Annotated in this window: 14 protein-coding genes and 2 pseudogenes; 14 read left to right on the plus strand and 2 right to left on the minus strand. The window is 57.6% G+C overall.

Annotated elements, in window-relative coordinates; all coding sequences use genetic code 11:
- Window positions 1–5: 5 nt before the first annotated feature.
- From NKI17_RS33700 to NKI17_RS33735, 8 genes are all read left to right on the plus strand, one after another.
- A complete protein-coding gene (locus tag NKI17_RS33700) occupies window positions 6–1,157 on the plus strand; it encodes a CaiB/BaiF CoA transferase family protein (protein ID WP_352907543.1) in 1,152 nt (383 codons plus the stop codon).
- Between the two features lie 132 nt (window positions 1,158–1,289).
- Entirely contained in the window at window positions 1,290–2,192 is a 903-nt protein-coding gene (locus tag NKI17_RS33705) for an HpcH/HpaI aldolase/citrate lyase family protein (protein WP_352907530.1), read from the plus strand.
- Between the two features lie 99 nt (window positions 2,193–2,291).
- Window positions 2,292–3,671 carry an IS1380 family transposase gene (locus tag NKI17_RS33710; RefSeq protein WP_352907531.1) on the plus strand — a complete coding sequence of 460 codons (1,380 nt, stop codon included), beginning with the start codon at window positions 2,292–2,294 and terminating at the stop codon, window positions 3,669–3,671.
- A 265-nt stretch (window positions 3,672–3,936) separates the two neighbouring features.
- On the plus strand, window positions 3,937–4,863 hold the full coding sequence (locus NKI17_RS33715; protein WP_352907544.1) for a LysR family transcriptional regulator: 927 nt from the start codon (window positions 3,937–3,939) through the stop codon (window positions 4,861–4,863).
- Window positions 4,864–5,065: 202 nt separating this feature from the next.
- Window positions 5,066–6,499 carry an NAD-dependent succinate-semialdehyde dehydrogenase gene (locus tag NKI17_RS33720; protein WP_352907533.1) on the plus strand — a complete coding sequence of 478 codons (1,434 nt, stop codon included), beginning with the start codon at window positions 5,066–5,068 and terminating at the stop codon, window positions 6,497–6,499.
- Between the two features lie 6 nt (window positions 6,500–6,505).
- Window positions 6,506–8,050, plus strand: coding sequence for a fumarate hydratase (locus NKI17_RS33725; RefSeq protein WP_352907534.1), 1,545 nt, complete (start codon window positions 6,506–6,508; stop codon window positions 8,048–8,050).
- A 490-nt stretch (window positions 8,051–8,540) separates the two neighbouring features.
- Window positions 8,541–9,038 (plus strand): Lrp/AsnC family transcriptional regulator, encoded by a 498-nt coding sequence (locus NKI17_RS33730; RefSeq protein WP_352549738.1) that lies wholly within the window; start codon window positions 8,541–8,543, stop codon window positions 9,036–9,038.
- Window positions 9,039–9,231: 193 nt separating this feature from the next.
- Entirely contained in the window at window positions 9,232–9,642 is a 411-nt protein-coding gene (locus tag NKI17_RS33735; protein ID WP_352549736.1) for a hypothetical protein, read from the plus strand.
- 617 nt (window positions 9,643–10,259) lie between these two features.
- Here the strand turns inward: NKI17_RS33735 and NKI17_RS33740 are convergent.
- A pseudogene (locus tag NKI17_RS33740) lies at window positions 10,260–10,346 on the minus strand (IS5/IS1182 family transposase); the annotation flags it as partial.
- Between the two features lie 569 nt (window positions 10,347–10,915).
- Between NKI17_RS33740 and NKI17_RS33745 the strand changes: the two are divergent.
- From NKI17_RS33745 to NKI17_RS33770, 6 genes are all read left to right on the plus strand, one after another.
- Window positions 10,916–11,122, plus strand: coding sequence for a hypothetical protein (locus NKI17_RS33745; RefSeq protein WP_352549734.1), 207 nt, complete (start codon window positions 10,916–10,918; stop codon window positions 11,120–11,122).
- 167 nt (window positions 11,123–11,289) lie between these two features.
- Complete coding sequence (locus tag NKI17_RS33750) at window positions 11,290–12,462, plus strand: ABC-three component system protein (protein ID WP_352549732.1); 1,173 nt, start codon at window positions 11,290–11,292, stop codon at window positions 12,460–12,462.
- Window positions 12,459–12,944, plus strand: coding sequence for a three component ABC system middle component (locus tag NKI17_RS33755; RefSeq protein WP_352907537.1), 486 nt, complete (start codon window positions 12,459–12,461; stop codon window positions 12,942–12,944). The genes NKI17_RS33750 and NKI17_RS33755 overlap by 4 nt, the downstream gene beginning before the upstream one ends.
- Window positions 12,944–14,914, plus strand: coding sequence for a DUF3732 domain-containing protein (locus tag NKI17_RS33760; protein ID WP_352907539.1), 1,971 nt, complete (start codon window positions 12,944–12,946; stop codon window positions 14,912–14,914). The genes NKI17_RS33755 and NKI17_RS33760 overlap by 1 nt, the downstream gene beginning before the upstream one ends.
- 314 nt (window positions 14,915–15,228) lie before the next feature.
- A protein-coding gene (locus tag NKI17_RS33765) for an IS3 family transposase (RefSeq protein WP_352484793.1) occupies window positions 15,229–16,340 on the plus strand; the annotation gives its coding sequence in 2 pieces (ribosomal slippage) (window positions 15,229–15,484 and window positions 15,484–16,340; 1,113 coding nt in all).
- Between the two features lie 79 nt (window positions 16,341–16,419).
- The gene (locus tag NKI17_RS33770; protein ID WP_352907541.1) at window positions 16,420–16,893 is read left to right on the plus strand and encodes a hypothetical protein; all 474 of its coding nucleotides are present in this window, start codon (window positions 16,420–16,422) and stop codon (window positions 16,891–16,893) included.
- A 355-nt stretch (window positions 16,894–17,248) separates the two neighbouring features.
- On the opposite strand, the pseudogene NKI17_RS33775 reads toward NKI17_RS33770, so the two are convergent.
- Window positions 17,249–17,425 (minus strand): annotated as a pseudogene (locus tag NKI17_RS33775) (transposase domain-containing protein); the annotation flags it as partial.
- Window positions 17,426–17,601: the final 176 nt, after the last annotated feature.

A 17,601-nucleotide genomic window follows, 5' to 3' on the forward strand; every position in this document is an offset into this window, starting at 1 on the left:
CACCAATGCAGAATAGCCTTGAGGGGATCACAGTTATTGCGGTTGAGCAGGCCGTGGCCGCGCCTTATGCGTCGTCTCGCCTTGCGGATGCCGGCGCCCGGGTAATCAAGATCGAACGGCCGGAAGGGGACTTTGCTCGAAGCTATGACAAGTTGGTTCGAGGGCAGAGCGCTTACTTCGTCTGGCTCAATCGGGGTAAAGAGTCGGTGTGTCTAGACCTGAGGTTGGAGGCGGACCGCGAGCTCCTCGACACGCTCATTGCCGAAGCCGACGTCTTTATCCAGAATCTGAAGCCGGGTAGTATCGAAAAACTGGGCTTCGGGTCTGCTGATCTGCGCCGACGGTTTCCGCGGCTGATCGCCTGCGACATCTCGGGTTTCGGGGACAAAGGGCCGTATTCCCATTTGAAGGCTTATGATCTCATCGTCCAGGCCGAAACAGGTCTATGCGCAATCACCGGCAACCAACAAGGGCCCGCGCGTGTAGGGGTTTCGGTTTGTGATATCTCGGCGGGCATGACAGCGCATAGCGCCATTCTTCAGGCCCTCTATCACCGCGAGGTCACCGGCGAAGGCACCAGCATCCAGGTGTCACTGTTCGATGCCATCGCCGACTGGATGAATGTTCCGGTTCTGCAAAGCGACTACAGCGGCTATCACACCGTACGCGCCGGCGTGAAGCACCCGTCGCTGGTACCCTATGGCGCCTATCGTTGCGCTGACGGCAAGGAACTCATCTTTTCGGTTCAAAATCACCGCGAATGGGTAAATTTCTGCGAGAAATTCCTGAAGCAGCCGGAGCTTACACGCGCACCTGGTTTTGCTGGTAACATGGAGCGCCTAGGTCACCGTGCGGAGCTTGATGAGGTCATTGAGAGGCGCTTTTGTGAACTGTCCTGCCATGAAGCGATGCGGGAGCTCGAGGCGGCCGGCTTGGCATATGGCCGACTGAACGAAGTGGTGGATGTTTCGAGGCATCCACACATTCGCAGGGTCGAGGTTGGCACACCCGAAGGAACCGTCGAGACGATAGCGCCGGCGGCGATTTTCAACTCTGAGCGCCCCTCGCTGCGCCCGGTGCCGGCTCTTGGCGCCCACACCGAGGCTGTCCGCGAAGAGGTTCTGGGGCGTTTGCGCGAAAGAGCCGCATCGGCGTGAGCGGCCTCTTTTCGGCAAAGTGGGCGTGCTCGCGATTTGCAGAGAGCGTGCATACTTCAGGCCATCCCGGTGCAGCCGCCCAGCAAGCTTATTCCCAACGCCCTCGCTAAAATCGACCGCAGAGGTAACTCCATGATCAAGGACACCGGTCCAACCGGTGAAAGCGCGATGTCTGTACCCCGCTGGAGATCCCTGCTCTTCGTTCCCGCTCACGTTCCGCGCTTTGTGGAGGCGGCCCACGAGCGCGGGGCAGATGGCGTCATCCTCGACCTGGAGGACTCCGTTCCTGAGGATCAGAAGGAGGAGGCACGGCGGCAGCTTTCTGAATCCGTGGCAAAGGTGGCCCGCAAGGGTGCATCCGTTTTGGTCCGGGTCAATCCTGGTTTGCGTGCGTTAGTGGCCGATCTCGATGCAGCCGTTGTGGCTGGTGTTGATGCACTTGTTCTTCCCAAGACGGACTCGGCAGAGTGGGTATCCGAGATCGCCAATGCGGTTTCGGGATTTGAACGAGAAAGAAATCTTCCGCTGGGACGCATCCAGTTCCTTGCCCAGATCGAGACCCCGGGCGCCTTGCAAAGGCTCGCGGCCATTGCTTCGGCGCATCCAAGGATGGTCGCAATGGCACTTGGTCCTGAAGACTTCAGTGCTGCTATCGGCGGCGCCCCGGAATTCGACCTTCTGTTGACGCCGAACCTTGCAGTTCTTTTTGCTGCCCGTGCGGCCGGATTGCTCCCGCTCGGTTTCATCGGAAGCATCGGCGAGTTCTCGGACATTGATAAGCTTCGCGAAGCCGCGGCGCATGCGCGGCGGCTTGGCTTTGCCGGAGCCTTGGCGATCCATCCGACACAGGTGGCCATATTTAATGAGGCTTTCTCGCCAAGCGCGCAGGAAGTCGAGTGGGCCCGCGCTGTTGTTGCAGCGGAGAACGATGCCGCTGCCCGCGGACTGTCTGCATTCTCATTGGATGGTAGGATGGTTGATCCGCCTGTGGTGCGGCGCGCCCACGAAATCCTGACCCTCTCCGGTAGCAACTGACCTAACCCCAATATCTCACATTGTTGAAGTGCATCGGGGTTCCGAATCAGAGAAAGTTGTTTTGCGACAACAGCTTAGCTTTGATCGAGGAACATCCCGATGCAAACAGAGTGTAGCGCAGAACGATTTGATTTTGCACCTGTTGAAAAGCGCTCCGTGGTGGCCGGCTTTGACGGCGGAACGATCACCTCCGACGCCGGCGCGCTTCTGTTGGGGCTGGCGGACCGGGCTATCGGACTGGTCGATCGCTTTGCCCGCTGCTTCGTGGACGTCCGCAATGCCGCGTTGATCGAGCACGCGGTGAAGACGCTGGTGGGCCAGCGCATCTTCGCCATCGCGCTCGGCTACGAGGACCTGAACGACCATGACGAGTTGCGCCACGATCCGGTGCTGGCGGTGCTGGCCGGCAAGCTTCAGGCGCGCCGCCACAAGAAATGCGCGGCCGTGGCCGGCAAGTCGACGCTCAACCGGCTGGAACTGAGCCGGCCGCAGCCTTCGCGCTATCACAAGATCAGCCACGATCCGGCGGCGATCGAAGCTTTGTTCATCGACTTGTTCATGGGCGCGTACGCGGCGCCGCCCGAGGAGATCGTGCTGGATCTGGACGCCACCGACGATCCCTTGCACGGCAACCAGGAGGGGCGGTTCTTCCACGGTTATTACGGCCACTACTGCTATCTGCCGCTCTACATCTTCTGCGGCGATCATTTGCTGTGCGCCAGGCTGCGGCCGGCCAACATCGATGCCGCCGCCGGCTCGGTTCAGGAGATCGAGCGCATCGTGCGCCAGTTGCGCGACCACTGGCCCAAGGTCCGCATCGTGCTGCGCGCCGATTCCGGCTTCGCCCGCGAGGAGCTGATGGCCTGGTGCGAGACCAACGACGTCGACTATCTGTTCGGCCTGGCCCGCAATGTCCGGTTGGCCCGGCACATCGGAGCTGAACTGGAAGCGGCCAGAGCAGAGAGCATCCTCACCAGCCGGCCCGCCCGCCGCTTCAAGGACTTCCTGTGGACCACCCGCAAGAGCTGGAGCTGCCGGCGCCGGGTCGTGGCCAAGGCCGAGTGGACGCAAGGTGCGGCCAACCCGCGCTTTGTCGTCACCTCGCTCGCCGCCGAGGCCTGGTCGGCCCGCAGCCTCTATGAGGACCTCTACTGTGCCCGCGGCGAGATGGAGAACCGCATCAAGGAATGCCAGCTCGACCTGTTCGCCGACCGCACCTCGGCGGCCACCATGCGCGCCAACCAGCTCAGGCTCTGGTTCGCCTCAATGGCTTATGTGCTGATTTGTGCGCTGCGCCGCATCGGCTTGGCCAACACCCGCCTCGCCAGGGCAAGCTGCGCCACCATCCGCCTCAAGCTGTTCAAGATCGGCGCCCTGGTCACAATCTCGGTGCGCCGCATCAAGCTGGCCATGAACTCAGCCTGCCCGTTCCAGCGCGAATGGGCCCTGACCTACGCCCGACTGGCGGCAGCCGCCTGAGCGCCCGATTCACCTTCCCGTCAACAGCAAGGAACAGCGCCGAAAAGTGACAACCGCCCCGCGGTCAATGCCGTTTGCACCAACCTCAAGCCCCAAGCCGACCCCGCCATCAGCTCTTTACCGACAGACCGTATGAGAAGTCCGGGCTAACTCCGGTCCGACCGGGAACCTTTCCCTGCTGTGCGCCAGCAAGTATTACTTGCGGCCCATCTCGTTTCGAGATAAACGCAAAGGACTGGGGGAGTTGCCTCAGTTGGGTAAAGCTGTGGATATCAGGCAGTTAAAATACTTTGTCGGCGTAGTGGAAGCCGGCAGTTTCACGAAGGCCGCTTCGCTCCTGCATGTCGCTCAGAGCGCCCTTAGCCTCCATGTGCGTCAACTGGAGGAAGGCTTCGGCACTCAGCTGCTGGTACGCGACAGGACCGGCATCAGTGTGACCGCCTCTGGAATCAAACTGCTTGAGCGGGCGCGGACGATTCTCAGGGAAGTTCGACTCACCGAGATTGAACTGACCAACACGGTGGCTTCTCCTTCCGGAGAGGTGACCATAGGCATTCCGTCCGGGGCCGCGCGTGTCCTTAGCGGTCCGCTGCTTGAATCGGTAAGAAACGAGCTGCCAAGGATCTCCCTTAAGATGATCGAGGGCATGACGGGACCGTTGGAGGAGTGGATGGCTGCCGGCCGCTTCAATCTGGCTGTCCTCTACCGCACTGCCGAGAGCGCGGGGCGGATGACGGTGCTGGCACGCGAAGAATTTTGCCTTGTGGTGCCGCCGGGTGAACCACCGTTCGAAGACGAGATACCGCTCGCCGATTTACATGCGTTCCCGCTAGCGGTTCCCATGCGCAACAACAATGTCAGGCGTTCGGTGGCTGATGTCGTTGCGCAGCACGGTTGTGTGCTTGACGTCAGATTCGAAGTCGACTCCCTTTCTACGATCGTCAATATGGTCATGGAAGGAAAAGCGTATTCTATCCTTGCCCCTTCGGCCATTCAGAGGGAAGTCTGTCAGGGACAGGTCCGAACGGTTAAAATCGTTGATCCAGTGATTACCCGCTCCGTTGTGCTTGCCGTCAACCCCAAAGATGAGCAATCTCCCGCTGTCTCTGCTGTCCGCAAGCTGATCCCCAATGTCACCAGGACATTAATCGAGAGCGGGCAGTGGCCGGCCACGGCTCCGGTCCGGGCTTAGGCATATCCGTCAAACCGAGTCCCAGTGCTATCACGCTTCCACGGCGGGCCCGAGCCGGCCATCAATCTGGATTCGAGATGGTTTTGAGCGACATTCCATATTTGACCTAGCGTGACCATCACGATGAGACTGCAGAGAAGTGGGCCCATGGTCGGAGATCGGCTGGTCTCGCATTGGCAGAAATACTCTAGCGGAGCATGGGATGTCCAACGCCACGAGCTATCAGCTTTTCATCAATGGCAGGTGGCGAGCCGGTGCTAGCGGAGCCACTCTGCCGGTCATCAATCCGGCGACGGAGATGGTATTTGCCTCGGTGGCCTCGGCGACGATACCGGATCTGGATGAGGCCCTCGCTTCGGCAGAGCGCAGCCGCAAGGCCTGGTCCTCACGGCCTGCAAAAGATCGTGGCGAGATTCTCGTAGCAGCCGCCAGGATTCTGACAGCGAAGGTTGAAGCGGCGGCTAGGGACCTGTCAGCCGAACAGGGAAAGACGATTGCCGAAGCGACAGGTGAGTACGCGCGCGCCGTCGAAACGCTGGAGTGGAATGGAACGCACGCCGAAGAGCTGTCGGCCCCGATTCAGTTAGGCCCGAACCGGATGATCGTCCCCGAGGCCCTTGGCGTCGTTGCTGCCTTTACGCCTTGGAACTATCCCGCCGTTCTCATCGCCCGCAAGCTCGCACCCGCTTTGGCAGCAGGCTGTCCGGTGATCCTTAAAGGGGCCGAAGAGACACCGAGCGCCGCAGTTCACATCGTCGAAGCTCTACTTCAAGCGGGTATTCCGGACGGCGTGATCAATCTCGTCTTTGGCGTGCCGGTGCAAATATCCCGCCATCTCCTCAGCTCGCCAATCGTGAAGGTCCTAACGTTCACGGGGTCGACCGAGGTTGGAAAACAGCTCGCCAAGCTCGCCGCGAATAACTTGCAGCGATGCATTCTTGAACTCGGTGGGCACTCCCCCGTCATTGTATGCGAGGATGCCGACCTGGCAAAAGCCATACCGGTAATTTCGGAATACAAGTTCGAGTGCGCTGGCCAGAGTTGCAATGCGCCGAGCAGGATCCTTGTCGCGCGGACTCTTTATGAGGAATTACTCTCCCAGATGAAGGAAGCCGCCCGCAAGATCAAGATCGGCCCACCGAACGACCCTGCGACGGAGATGGGACCGATGGCAAACGCGCGGCGGATCGAGGCCATGCAGCGTCTGATCCAGGATGCGGTCGATCGCGGCGCCCGCATCGAAACCGGTGGCACCCGCCTCGACCAGCCCGGTTTTTACTGGCCGCCAACCATCCTGACAGGCGTGCCAAAGGATGCGAAAGTGCTTCATGACGAGCCGTTCGGACCGATCCTCACCGTGGCACCGTTCGACACGATCGAGGAGGCGATCCAAGAAGCCAACGCCACTGACTATGGCTTGGCCGCCTACTTCTTCACCGGCGCCGCCAATGCGAAACGGGCGCTGATCGGTGGTCTTTCGGTAGGCGCTATCAGTGTGAATTACCTGAAAGGGGTTTCGGCAGATGCGCCGTATGGAGGTATCAAACAGAGCGGCTATGGATATGAAGGGGGCGAGCAGGGGGTGCGGAGCTTCCAGAACCTGAAATTGGTCAACGGCCTCGGCTCATTTGGATGAGATCCGGTGGGAAATAGATCGCGGATCATCGCCGGCAAGGACATCACAAGGAGCGTGGCCGACGCCCTTCAGTATATCTCGTACTACCATCCTCCAGATTATATCCGGTCTCTTTCGCAGGCATATGCGCGCGAACAGAGTCCGTCGGCGAAGAATGCCATCGGGCAGATCCTGCTGAACTCGCGCATGGCGGCCTTCGGACGGCGTCCGATCTGCCAGGACACCGGTCTCGTAGTTGTCTTTGCCAAGGTCGGCATGGACGCCCGCATCAAATCAACGGCGAGTTTCGCTGACCTCGTGAATAGGGGCGTCCGCCAAGCATATCTCGACCCCTACAATCCCCTCCGACCGTCGATCGTCTCAGATCCGCTTGCCGGGCGGGTGAACACGCGTGACAACACGCCGGCAGTCGTCCACGTGGACCTCGTGCCCGGGAACCAAATTGAGATAACCCTCGCCGCAAAAGGGGGCGGCTCGGAAAACAAGGCGCGTTTTACTACCCTCAACCCCAGCGCGTCCGTTGCCGACTGGGTCGTCGACACCGTTTCGACGCTGGGCGGCGGATGGTGTCCGCCCGGCCTGATCTCGGTCGGCATCGGTGGCAGCGCTGAAAAGGCGATGCTGCTGGCCAAGGAGGCCATGAACGAGCCCATCGATATGTCGGAACTGATCGTCAGGGGGCCGTCAAACGCGGAGGAGGCGTTGCGGATCGAGCTTTATGAACGAATTAATGCCCTAGGCATCGGCGCTCAGGGGCTCGGAGGTCTGACAACAGTCGTTGATGTCAAAGTTGCAACCTATCCTACCCACGCTGCGTCCAAGCCCGTGGCGCTCATTCCGCAATGCGCGGCCAACCGGCACCTGAAGTTTACCTTGGACGGCTCTGGACCCATCAGGCTTGAGCCGCCTGACCTTTCCGAATGGCCCCAGATCGGTGATGAGGATTTGTACATAAGCGGCGTCCGGCGGGTCAATCTCAATGCGCTCACAAAGGAAGAAACGGCAGCGTGGCGCTCCGGTGAAACCCTTCTTTTGTCCGGGAAGATGCTGACGGGCCGTGACGCCGCCCATAAGCGAATGGTGCATTTGATCGATGCCGGCAAGCCGCTCCCAGTCGATCTGCGGGGACGCGTGATCTACTACGTTGGACCCGTCCGCGCAGTGAGGGGCGAGGTCGTCGGACCGGCCGGCCCGACGACCTCAAGCCGGATGGACGGATTTACTGAAAAGATACTCGCCGAGACTGGCCTATTTGCGATGGTCGGCAAAGCGGAAAGGGGCCCGGCGGCCATCGAGTCGATTGTGAGACACAGAACACCCTATCTCATTGCAGTGGGTGGCGCTGCATACCTGATTTCAAAATCGATCAAAGCGGCGCGGATCGTTGCCTTTGAAGACCTGGGCATGGAAGCCATCTATGAATTCGAGGTGCAGGACATGCCGGTCATCGTGGCTGTCGATGTTAAGGGAAACTCCGTTCACAGTTCGGGGCCTCTTGAGTGGCGTAAGCGCATGGCGGCCGACAGCATCGCACGCAACATCGGCGTTTGAGTCTTCCCGGCTGGGCACCGGCCAGACTCCAGCGCCGGATTCTGGGCCGTAGCGGTAACACGAGCTGCATGTTGCAATGCCAATCGGCGAGCCAGATAAGAAGGGCGTTTAATTCATCTCGAAGCCGAATGCGCCGATGTAAGCACTGCATCTAACTATTCAGTGCACGCAATCAATGCTCGGATGCTGTCGAGGGTGTCAGTTAAAGCAGCGGAGGATCAAAAAAAATGCGTTATCTAGTTACGATGAGGTCTCCGCCGAAGGCGACTATACTCTCCAGTTGCGTCATCGCCCCGTTAGGCCGCGAGGCGATAGCCAAACTGCTTCTACAGCCTTTCTCCATGGATCGCTTCCACTGACTTTCGACAACCCCACTCTGGCGCATTGCGGGCCGAGAACGGATGCCGTCCACTACATTCGATCACTTCATTAATGGTAATATTGATTGGCATGAATTGCGCTGTCGACAACGGCTTGAGAGCAAAAGGTCATGAAGTCGAAATCTGATCCTGTGCGCCTAGACGCTTGGGACGTCCGGATTCTCTCAGAGATTCAGTCAGACGGTCGGATTTCGAAAAGCGAGCTCGCAAAGCGTGTTCATCTTTCGGCTTCGGCCTGTTCGGAACGGCTCCGTATACTCCAAGCCGCAGGAATAATTGAGGGGTTCTACGCGCGACTAAGTCCAGCGCTCATCGGGGGCATGATCTGCATAATGGTGGAGGTGGTTCTGGATCGTCATCGTCTGGAGGATCAACGGAACTTCGAGACTGCGATCCAAGAGACGCCGGAAATCCTGGACTGCTGGGCTATCGGGGGGCGGATCGATTATCTTATGCGAGTTTCATCTCCCTCTATGGCTGCGTATCAGGATTTCATGGAGGGACTGCTGCAGGCAGGCTTAGGGATCGATCAATACTACAGCCTTATCGTGACGAAACCAGTGAAATCCAATTCACCAATCCCTTTGTCCGCACTAAGTCAACGGTAAACTCCCGAAGCCGTGGTTTCCACGGCGATTGGTGCCGATCCAGCGAATTCGTCGGCTAAAGACATGCATTTCCGTGAAACTCGAGAGGCGTTTGCCGGTATGCTTTCAAGAGTTAATAAAGCGCCCTGCGAATTGGATTTAAAAACCGCAGGGGTTCTCATGATCAGAATACTAAAAGTCGGAGGAGAGTTTGATGTCCACGTTTTTTACGAAGGCGGCAATCGCCGCGAGCTTTCTGTCGTTTCTGTCAATCTCGGCTTTAGCTGAGGATGTCGGGATAATTGACCTCAGTGATGCGAAGGGTTGGGTTGACAGGCAACCGCCACCTCCAGACGGCCTCCACATTCGCGAAGTGAAGATCTGGGCCCCGACCCCCTGCCACCACGCTGTGATGAAAGCCGCCGGAGAATCAAAGTCTAGTCCACCTGTACCTCAGTTTGAGGTCACGATTGAGGAGCCCGCAACAAACGTTGTCTGCGTCCTTGTTGTTAGTAAAGTCACCGTGGAACCATTCGATGTAGACGATTATACGGGCGGCTTGCAGGTCCAGATTTTCTACAGGGGCCACGAGGGACAGCTACTCGAGTTGCAAGAGGTTCACTGAAGGCCCGCGAGTAAAAAAATGCCCGCCGGCATTCGTCCGGCGGGGCTAGTTTGCCGCGCGGCGCGGTTTAAGCAAACTGGCGGAGGCGCAGCTGTTCTAAAAGCTATCCTCATTACAAATATACGTTGGTAGTTCTAGCGTGTGCGACCGATCCCGTTGAGCACCGTAGAGCGGGAATTCTCCCACTTCCTGTCAGAAAATTGCGGGATATGTGCGCGGACAGCGAGAAAACGCCGAATTCCTGCGACGATGGGGCGGTTATTCGCGCAACGCGGTCCGTTTGGCGCTGCTATACTCACGAAGCGGGCATTGAGCAATCCGTTATCGAGGATTGCCTAGAAGGACGGAAACTGGGGAATAGAAATCACTGAAAGCAGCCTGATTACTGAAGGTCGAATGTTCCGGCAAATTGCTGGTGATCGACTGAAGTGTTTGCCGGGCAGCTTTGGCGTTGCCCTTGCCGAAGCAGCCCAAATAAGAAACCATTTGGCCGGAAGAAGGTGATTCCCATATCCGAAATGGCACATTCCAGGTTTAGGTGGAGATCATCAAGTAGTGGGAGCGCAAAATACCAGAGAGATTTGAGTGCTAAGAGTCCGTTTGAGAATTGGTTCAATGGCTGTTCTGCGCATCAAAAGACTGCCCACGGCGACGTGGATCATGGCTTCGGAGAGGTCGATGCGTCGTTCGTAGTCGCGCACGAGACCATAGCGCCGGTCGTATTCGATTGCATGCGCTAGACCCGACCGTCCAGTCGGTGTCGGCTAAGCGGGATTCCCAAGAAGGGCTCATCGGCGGCTCCTTCCGAAGTGCTTAGGTCCGCACCTCCGGGATCGAAGTCTGCCGCCGATGCGAAGGGCGCCTTGACCAAGGCGCCCTTCATTCTAGAGCGTCGAGCATTCTGACTGAATCGAACGGATTGCCGTCGTGTAGCGACGACCTGCTGTCAGAAAATCTGGATTTGAATATCACGTCGGGGGATGTTGTTGTCTACAGAGCGGTACAGCGGCTTAGGACTTCCACTGTCATTCGTTCTTGATTGCTGAAACGGAAGACGAAGGTGGTTGCCGGAGAACCGAATGACGTGCGATTGAAAAACGTTGACAGCCAATGGATTGTCCAGGTCGTCGAAAATGGCAAAATAACTCGGCATTTATTCGACGCTCAAGCCGTTGCCGAGAGCTACGCCGAAGGCCAGCGAATTAGGCTCGGCCTGCCTGGAAGGCCACCGATCAGTTGACAAGCGTTGAACCTGGATTAGGAGGAGAACCCGGTGGATGAGCGCCCTAAGAGGCTCCGCGAAACACCAGACTTCATCATCAACGATGTACTCGACCTCGCCGAGTACTCCGATCGCCGTATTGTCACTACCCTAGTTGATACGCACGGAGTTCGCCTTCGTCTCCACCTCACAGTCGTGACCTCAGAATTGCTTTGCGAGCGAATTGCCAACGCGCTGGAGCGCCGGTACGGCGAATAGCGACCTAAGAGTTCTCTCTGTCTAGTGGATGTGGCGACCGTGTGGATAAGATCAGATCGGTAGTACAAGCTGCTCGTCCGATACTAAGCCGCCTGTTAGGGTAGCGCATACTTTATTGAAATTCTGAGGGTAGGGGCGGGGAACTGCATAAGTCCGCCGCGGGGCACATGAGCGTAGAAGACATGGTAAGACCGGTGAAGACATCCGCTCCTGGACAATATCTGGGATACGCGGTGCAGCCAGTACGATTCTGCTACCACTTACTGCGCGCCGCCCATGGAGAGCTGGTGTCGCTTGAATATATGGACGACGTCGCTATCCATCGTCCTTCGGGTCAAGTGGCACTTGAGCAATGCAAGAGCTCAATTCGGCCGAAGCTCATTACCGACAAATCAATTGACCTTTGGAAGACCTTCGGCAACTGGGTGGACATATGTGCTGCCCACGGGCTGGAACCGGGGAACACAGAGTTCATCCTCTATGTGGCTCCCGGCGAAGCTGGTCCCATCGTCGAAGCCCTTCACGCGGCAAACACGGATGACGCGGCTAACGCGATCATCACCAAACTCAAGAGTTGGCTGACCCCAAGTACGGTAGGAAAGGGATTCGGCGAACATCTCCAAAGATTCCTGGTTGCCGGCGATCCCGCATGCGCTGCAATCATCAAGAAATTTAGGTTCGATGCCGAGACGGACCCACTGGATGGAATCCGCGAGATTTTGCGCGCCACTATTACCGAGTCAGCTGTAAATGACTTTTGCAGTGCTGCGATTGGACGTGCCAAGGAGGACGCCGAACGCCTAATCCGAGATGGCAAGTCGCCAGTCGTCGATGCGCAAGCGTTTCGGCGTCGCTTTCAAGCGTTTGTGCGAAAACACAATCTTGCAGGCCTGCTCAACTCGACGACCGCTGCACCTGGTACGGCGGACATAGAAAAGACCATTGCGTCGGCACCAATGTTTGTCCGCCAGCTCGAAGCCGTGGAGCTCACCCCAGAGCTTATCGTCGGTGCTGTGAGCGCTTGTCTGCGCTCGACTGCCGACAAGATCAAATGGGCTGCCGACGGTGACATCGTCGAAGACAGCCTTGATGAGTTCGACGCGGGCTTGCAGCAGCGCTTCTCGCTCGTACGCGACGAAGTCGAGGACCTTCATGCCGCGCACGATCCCAAAAAGCGCGGCCGATTGGTCTACAGGCGTTGTGCTACCGTGCAGATGCCACTTGAAGGACGGACTCTGCCCAATCACTTCGTCGAGGGAGCATACAACGATCTGGCGAATGATCTTCGTGTCGGTTGGCATCCGTCGTATCAAGATATCCTTGGGAAGAATTGGGCATGACGGAGAGACTCTCAGCCGTTGAGCTGGTTCAAAACCCAGCGTTCGGTTCGACGATCGTTTGGAATTTCATTCATGGGTTCCAGGAGGAATCCATGGATCGCCTTCCGAATATGGAATTGATGTTTCTTGTTTTTCCGATCGTCATGCACACGCAGACAATGGAAGTGGTCACATCCACGCGGGTCGGATCAGGATTAGGGAAGTTCGTCGCCAATCTTTCAGAAAATCGTGAAGACCTGCTTGCCCTTCACGATCGCGCCCTCGCGATGCGGCTTTTTACTCTCGAGTCCATCGGCACGGGTGTTGCGAGCAAAATCGTTAGCCTTGATTACGGGACTGCAACGTTGCGCGCGAATGAAGTCAAGCTTCCTAAGCCACCTGAGAGGTTAAAAGCACACGGTCCGGCAGCAGAAAAATTGGGCCGGTGGATAGCGCGCGTCCCGGCAAATCATGCCTTCTCCATCCTACAGGTTCATCCCTGATGCATTTTCAGATTCTCAAACTCATCCTCTGGCCCAAAGGCGATTTTGCGCCGCGCGAAGTTGAATTCGAACCAGGTATGGTCAATGTCATTAGCGGTGCATCAAAGACCGGCAAGTCCGCTGTCATTCCGATCATCGACTATTGTTTGGGATCGGGAAAATGTCGAATTCCCGTCGGAACCATCCGAAATGCCTGCGCGTGGTTTGGCGTTTTGATCGAGACGCTGGATGGACAGAAATTGCTGGCCCGGCGAGAGCCGGGGGATGCGCAGCAGACTGGTGACATGTTCGTCCTGGAAGGAGGCGGTATCGAAATTCCGAACCGCATCGACCAGAAGAACGCAACGGTCGATGAAGTGAAGCGAATGTTCGACCGCCTTGCTGGACTGTCACAGCTACGGCTTGATCCCGATGCCTCTGAACAAAGTTTCCAATCCAGGGTCAGTTTTAGAGACCTGACAGCCTTCATGTTCCAACCGCAATACATAGTCGCCAATCCGATGGTGCTATTCTTCAACGCGGACACAACCGAGCACCGCGAGAAACTGCGGGCGATCTTTCCTTACGTTGTTGGGGCTTTGACCCCTGCGATGCTGGCCGCTCGCTGGGAAATTGACAGGCTTCAACGGCTACTGCGCAGAGCAGACAGTGATCTGTCGGGCATTCGCCGAGGCGTCCGAGCGTGGCAAGCTGAAACACAAGCGTGGATGCGCCAAGCGATCGAATTTGGTCTACTGCCTGTAGGCACCATCGTCCCCGAGGAGTGGCCCGAGACCGTGGACCTTTTGCGTCAGGTGGTGCAATCAGATACGCGTCTCGCCAATACCACGGTCGACTCCATCGAACCAACCTTGGTTCAACTTGAGCAGCTACGTCAGGGAGAGTCGGCTGCAGCAGCGCTCGTTTCTCAACACAGGCAGCGTCTCAATGAAGTTCAAAAACTGATCGAGAGCAGCTCTAGCTATGGGGCCGCAATTCGCATTCAGCGCGATCGTCTCAGTATCGCATCATGGCTGAGCAGCTTTGCCGGTCGAACGGACGATCCTATCGCCGCACTGACAGGCTCCGGCCGTGAGAAACTCGACCAACTCACTGAGGCGCTATCCGGAATAGAAATTGAGCTGCGAAGCCAGCCTCTTCTTTCTGACACGTTCGATCGAGAGCGACTTCGGCTGCGCGGGCTCGTTGAAGAGTCCACAGCTCGTTTGAGTGGCATCAGGCAAGAAATTTCTATTCTCGAACGCAGGTCCGATGAAGTCAGCAAGGCAATTTATCGCTCCGACCGCATCGAACGCTTTCTCGGCAGACTGGAGCAAGCGTTGGTCACTTATGATCGCGCGGACGAAACGTCCGAGCTCAATGCTCGCGTTCAGCAGCTAACTGAGCAAATTGAAAAGTTGCGGAAGATTTATTCTGAGCAGCAAGTGAAGGCTCAGACCAACAACGCTCTTCGGATCATAGAGAATTTTGCGGCACAAATTATCCCAACGCTCGACGCAGAATGGAAGGAAGCTCCTATCAAGCTTCTAATCGACGATCTCACAATTCGTGTCATTCATGCGGACCGTTCGGACTTTCTCTGGGAGATAGGCAGCGGCGCCAACTGGCTCGCCTACCACGTTGCATTAACGCTGGCGCTCCAACGGTTTTTCCTCGAAGAGGGCAATCATCCTGTCCCGGCGCTTCTAATTTATGACCAACCAAGCCAAGTGTATTTCCCACGAAATCTCGATCAGGGCACTGATGACGTCCCAGTGCGCATCAGAGACGTGGATATTTCTGCCGTTCGCGCCGTGTTCGAAGCCCTCGGCAGAGAGGTTGTGCGTGCAAAAGGCCGTCTACAGGTGATCGTTCTCGACCATGCCGGGTTTGACGTCTGGGGCGAGATCGAAGGTGTGACGCTTGCCCAGGAGTGGCGCGACAACACAAAACTGGTTCCGCCGGAGTGGCTAGGATCGGCGCAACAATGATTGATCGTGGGGGGTAGCGGCCCGTTTGGCTGGCTAACGAACGAGGGCCTGGATCGAACCAAGCGCTACGCTCGCGAGAACGGGATTAAGAAAATGATCATTTGCCCCAAGTTGCCGGGTTGAGGGGTGTGCGATGCCGAATGTCTCGCGCCTTGTGCAAAGAATTCATTTTGAAGATTTTGGTGGGGCCGAATTCGAGAGGCTCGTCTTTGCATATCATGTCCGGGCCGGATGGACCGAGATCGCCTGTGACGTGCTCCCCTGAAATGTCCTCGGTTTGAGGTTAGCCTGTTCCTCGGATGAGGAGACAGGCAATGAAGCGATCGAGATTTTCTGACGAACAGATCATCGGCATTTTGAAGGAACACCAGGCTGGGCTTTCGGCGACGGATCTGTGCCGCAAATACGGTGTGAGCGACGCGACGTTCTATAAGTGGCGCTCGAAGTATGGCGGCATGGATGTGTCGGAGGCGAAGCGGCTGAAGAGCCTTGAGGAGGAGAACGGCAAGCTGAAGCGTCTGCTGGCCGATGCCATGCTCGACGTCTCGACCTTGCGCGAGATGCTCGGAAAAAACTTCTAACGCCCGGGTCGAGGAGGACTGCCGTGACCTGGGCGATCGAGAACAAGGGCTATTCGCAGCGTCGCGCCTGCGGGCTCGTCGGCATGGAGCCGCGGGTCTACCGCTACCGTCCGTCCCGACCGGATGATGCCGGTTTGCGCAAGCGGCTGCGGGATCTGGCCGCCGAACGCCGGCGCTTCGGCTATCGTCGGCTGCACCTTCTCTTGAAGCGCGAAGGCGTGGCGGTGAACTGGAAGAAGCTCTATCGCCTTTATCGCGAGGAGCGGCTGACGGTGCGCAAGCGCGGTGGTCGCAAGCGGGCCTTGGGCACCAGGGCGCCGATGGCGATACCGCAGGGCGCCAACCAGCGCTGGAGCCTCGACTTCGTCTCCGACACGCTGACCGATGGTCGCCGCTTCCGGATACTATGCGTCATCGACGACTTCAGCCGGGAGTGTCTGGCCACGGTCGTCGACAACTCGATCTCGGGTGAGCGTGTCGCCCGCGAACTCGACATCATCGCCGAACATCGCGGCTACCCCTGCATGATCGTGTCGGACAACGGCACCGAGCTGACCTCGAACGCCATTTTGGCTTGGCAGGAGGATCGGCATGTCGAATGGCACTACATCGCACCGGGCAAGCCGATGCAGAATGGCTTCGTGGAAAGCTTCAATGGTCGGCTACGCGATGAGTGCCTCAACGAACGGCTCTTCACCAGCTATCGGCACGCCCGCAACAGCATCGAAGAATGGAGGATCGACTACAATGTGAATCGCCCACACACGAGCCTCGATGGGCTCACCCCGCTTGAATATGCAACCCGATCCGTCAAGGATCACAACGTGAACAGGGCTAACTTATAGACGCGGACAAAACGGGGAGCACGTCACCTGGTATGGGCAAGCCGGGGGCGACCACGGGCGCGATATCTTCGGAAGTCAGTTGCTTGACGATGGCACGCGCTGCCGGGCGGTCATTCAATGCGTCAATCGTAGCAGCCTTACCCAAAATAAGGCTGAGCATGACATGCAGAGGATGCTTTCCTCTCCCTCGAAGATTGATGCACTCAAATTCGTAACGCGCGGCGCGGTGTCCGCAATGCGCCGAGACGCCATTCAAACATTTGCCAAAGCAAACGGCATAAAAAATCTATCAATCTGGTCAGGCGTAGAGTTCGAGGAACATCTGCGCCTGATCGGCGAAGATCTTCTTAGGCGCTTTTGCGCTGGGGAAGTTTTTCCAGATAGGGCTGACGAATTGCTCCGTTTTGCCGACGACTTATCGGCCTTACAGATGGCGATGCCCTTGCTCAGATGGCAGCCGCATTCGATCGTCCTGCATTTCGAACACCGTTCCTCGAAGAGTGTTCGCTATCGGCGTTTCAGCAGGCCATTGAAGATACCATCGCCGCGCTGAATACCGGCATTTGGCGAACGCGAGAGGGCGATGAGATACGTCGGATACCTTCGCTGCATCACCTGCGTGACCAGCGAGTTAAAGCGAGCGTTTCGCGCGCCGTTCAATTGATTGATCAATTGCGGCGCACCTTTGTGTCAGGTCTGCGAGACAAGAGCATCAGACTTTGTGCATGTGGAAGTAGTGACTGCACGACATTTAATGTCGAACGCGCCGCCGGGATCAAGTTAGACAAGATTCGATCAGAGGCCCTCGGAGCCTTTCGAGATGCGTACCCAGGGTTTCGGGTGGAAATCGCGTAATCGCTGCTTATCTCAAAGTCTGCGGAAGATGCCTTCGGCGTAAGCGGGCAGCTGAGGAGGGCGTCGATATCGCTGTTTGGCCAGCCATTGGCAATGCGCTCGAGGGTCAGGGTGAGCCAGGCGTGTGGATCGACCTGATTCATCTTGGCGGTGGTCAGCAGCGTGGCGATGGTGGCCCATGTCCGTCCGCCGCCGTCGCTGCCCGCGAAGAGGCTGTTCTTTCGGGTAATTGTGAAGACCGATTCATTATGCACCTCCTTTTCAAATGGCGGAAAACAGCGATTCCTGGTTGTCGTCGTGGATGCGATGCGGAGTATTGCGCGCCAAATCGGCCTTGATCCGTTCGTCTTCGAGGTCGCTGGCGCGGATCTGGTAGGGTGCGCCGCGCATGACCTGCTCGGCAGGC

It is taken from the genome of Mesorhizobium sp. M0816, from assembly GCF_040320005.1.
GTDB lineage: Bacteria > Pseudomonadota > Alphaproteobacteria > Rhizobiales > Rhizobiaceae > Mesorhizobium.

Excerpts from the sequence above, each read along its gene's own strand:
- NKI17_RS33710 (WP_352907531.1), top strand. The coding sequence starts at position 2,292 with ATGCAAACAGAGTGTAGCGCAGAACGATTTGATTTTGCACCTGTTGAA.
- NKI17_RS33730 (WP_352549738.1), top strand. The coding sequence starts at position 8,541 with ATGAAGTCGAAATCTGATCCTGTGCGCCTAGACGCTTGGGACGTCCGG.
- NKI17_RS33760 (WP_352907539.1), top strand. The coding sequence starts at position 12,944 with ATGCATTTTCAGATTCTCAAACTCATCCTCTGGCCCAAAGGCGATTTT.
- NKI17_RS33755 (WP_352907537.1), top strand. The coding sequence starts at position 12,459 with ATGACGGAGAGACTCTCAGCCGTTGAGCTGGTTCAAAACCCAGCGTTC.
- NKI17_RS33705 (WP_352907530.1), top strand. The coding sequence starts at position 1,290 with ATGATCAAGGACACCGGTCCAACCGGTGAAAGCGCGATGTCTGTACCC.
- NKI17_RS33735 (WP_352549736.1), top strand. The coding sequence starts at position 9,232 with ATGTCCACGTTTTTTACGAAGGCGGCAATCGCCGCGAGCTTTCTGTCG.
- NKI17_RS33750 (WP_352549732.1), top strand. The coding sequence starts at position 11,290 with ATGAGCGTAGAAGACATGGTAAGACCGGTGAAGACATCCGCTCCTGGA.
- NKI17_RS33720 (WP_352907533.1), top strand. The coding sequence starts at position 5,066 with ATGTCCAACGCCACGAGCTATCAGCTTTTCATCAATGGCAGGTGGCGA.
- NKI17_RS33700 (WP_352907543.1), top strand. The coding sequence starts at position 6 with ATGCAGAATAGCCTTGAGGGGATCACAGTTATTGCGGTTGAGCAGGCC.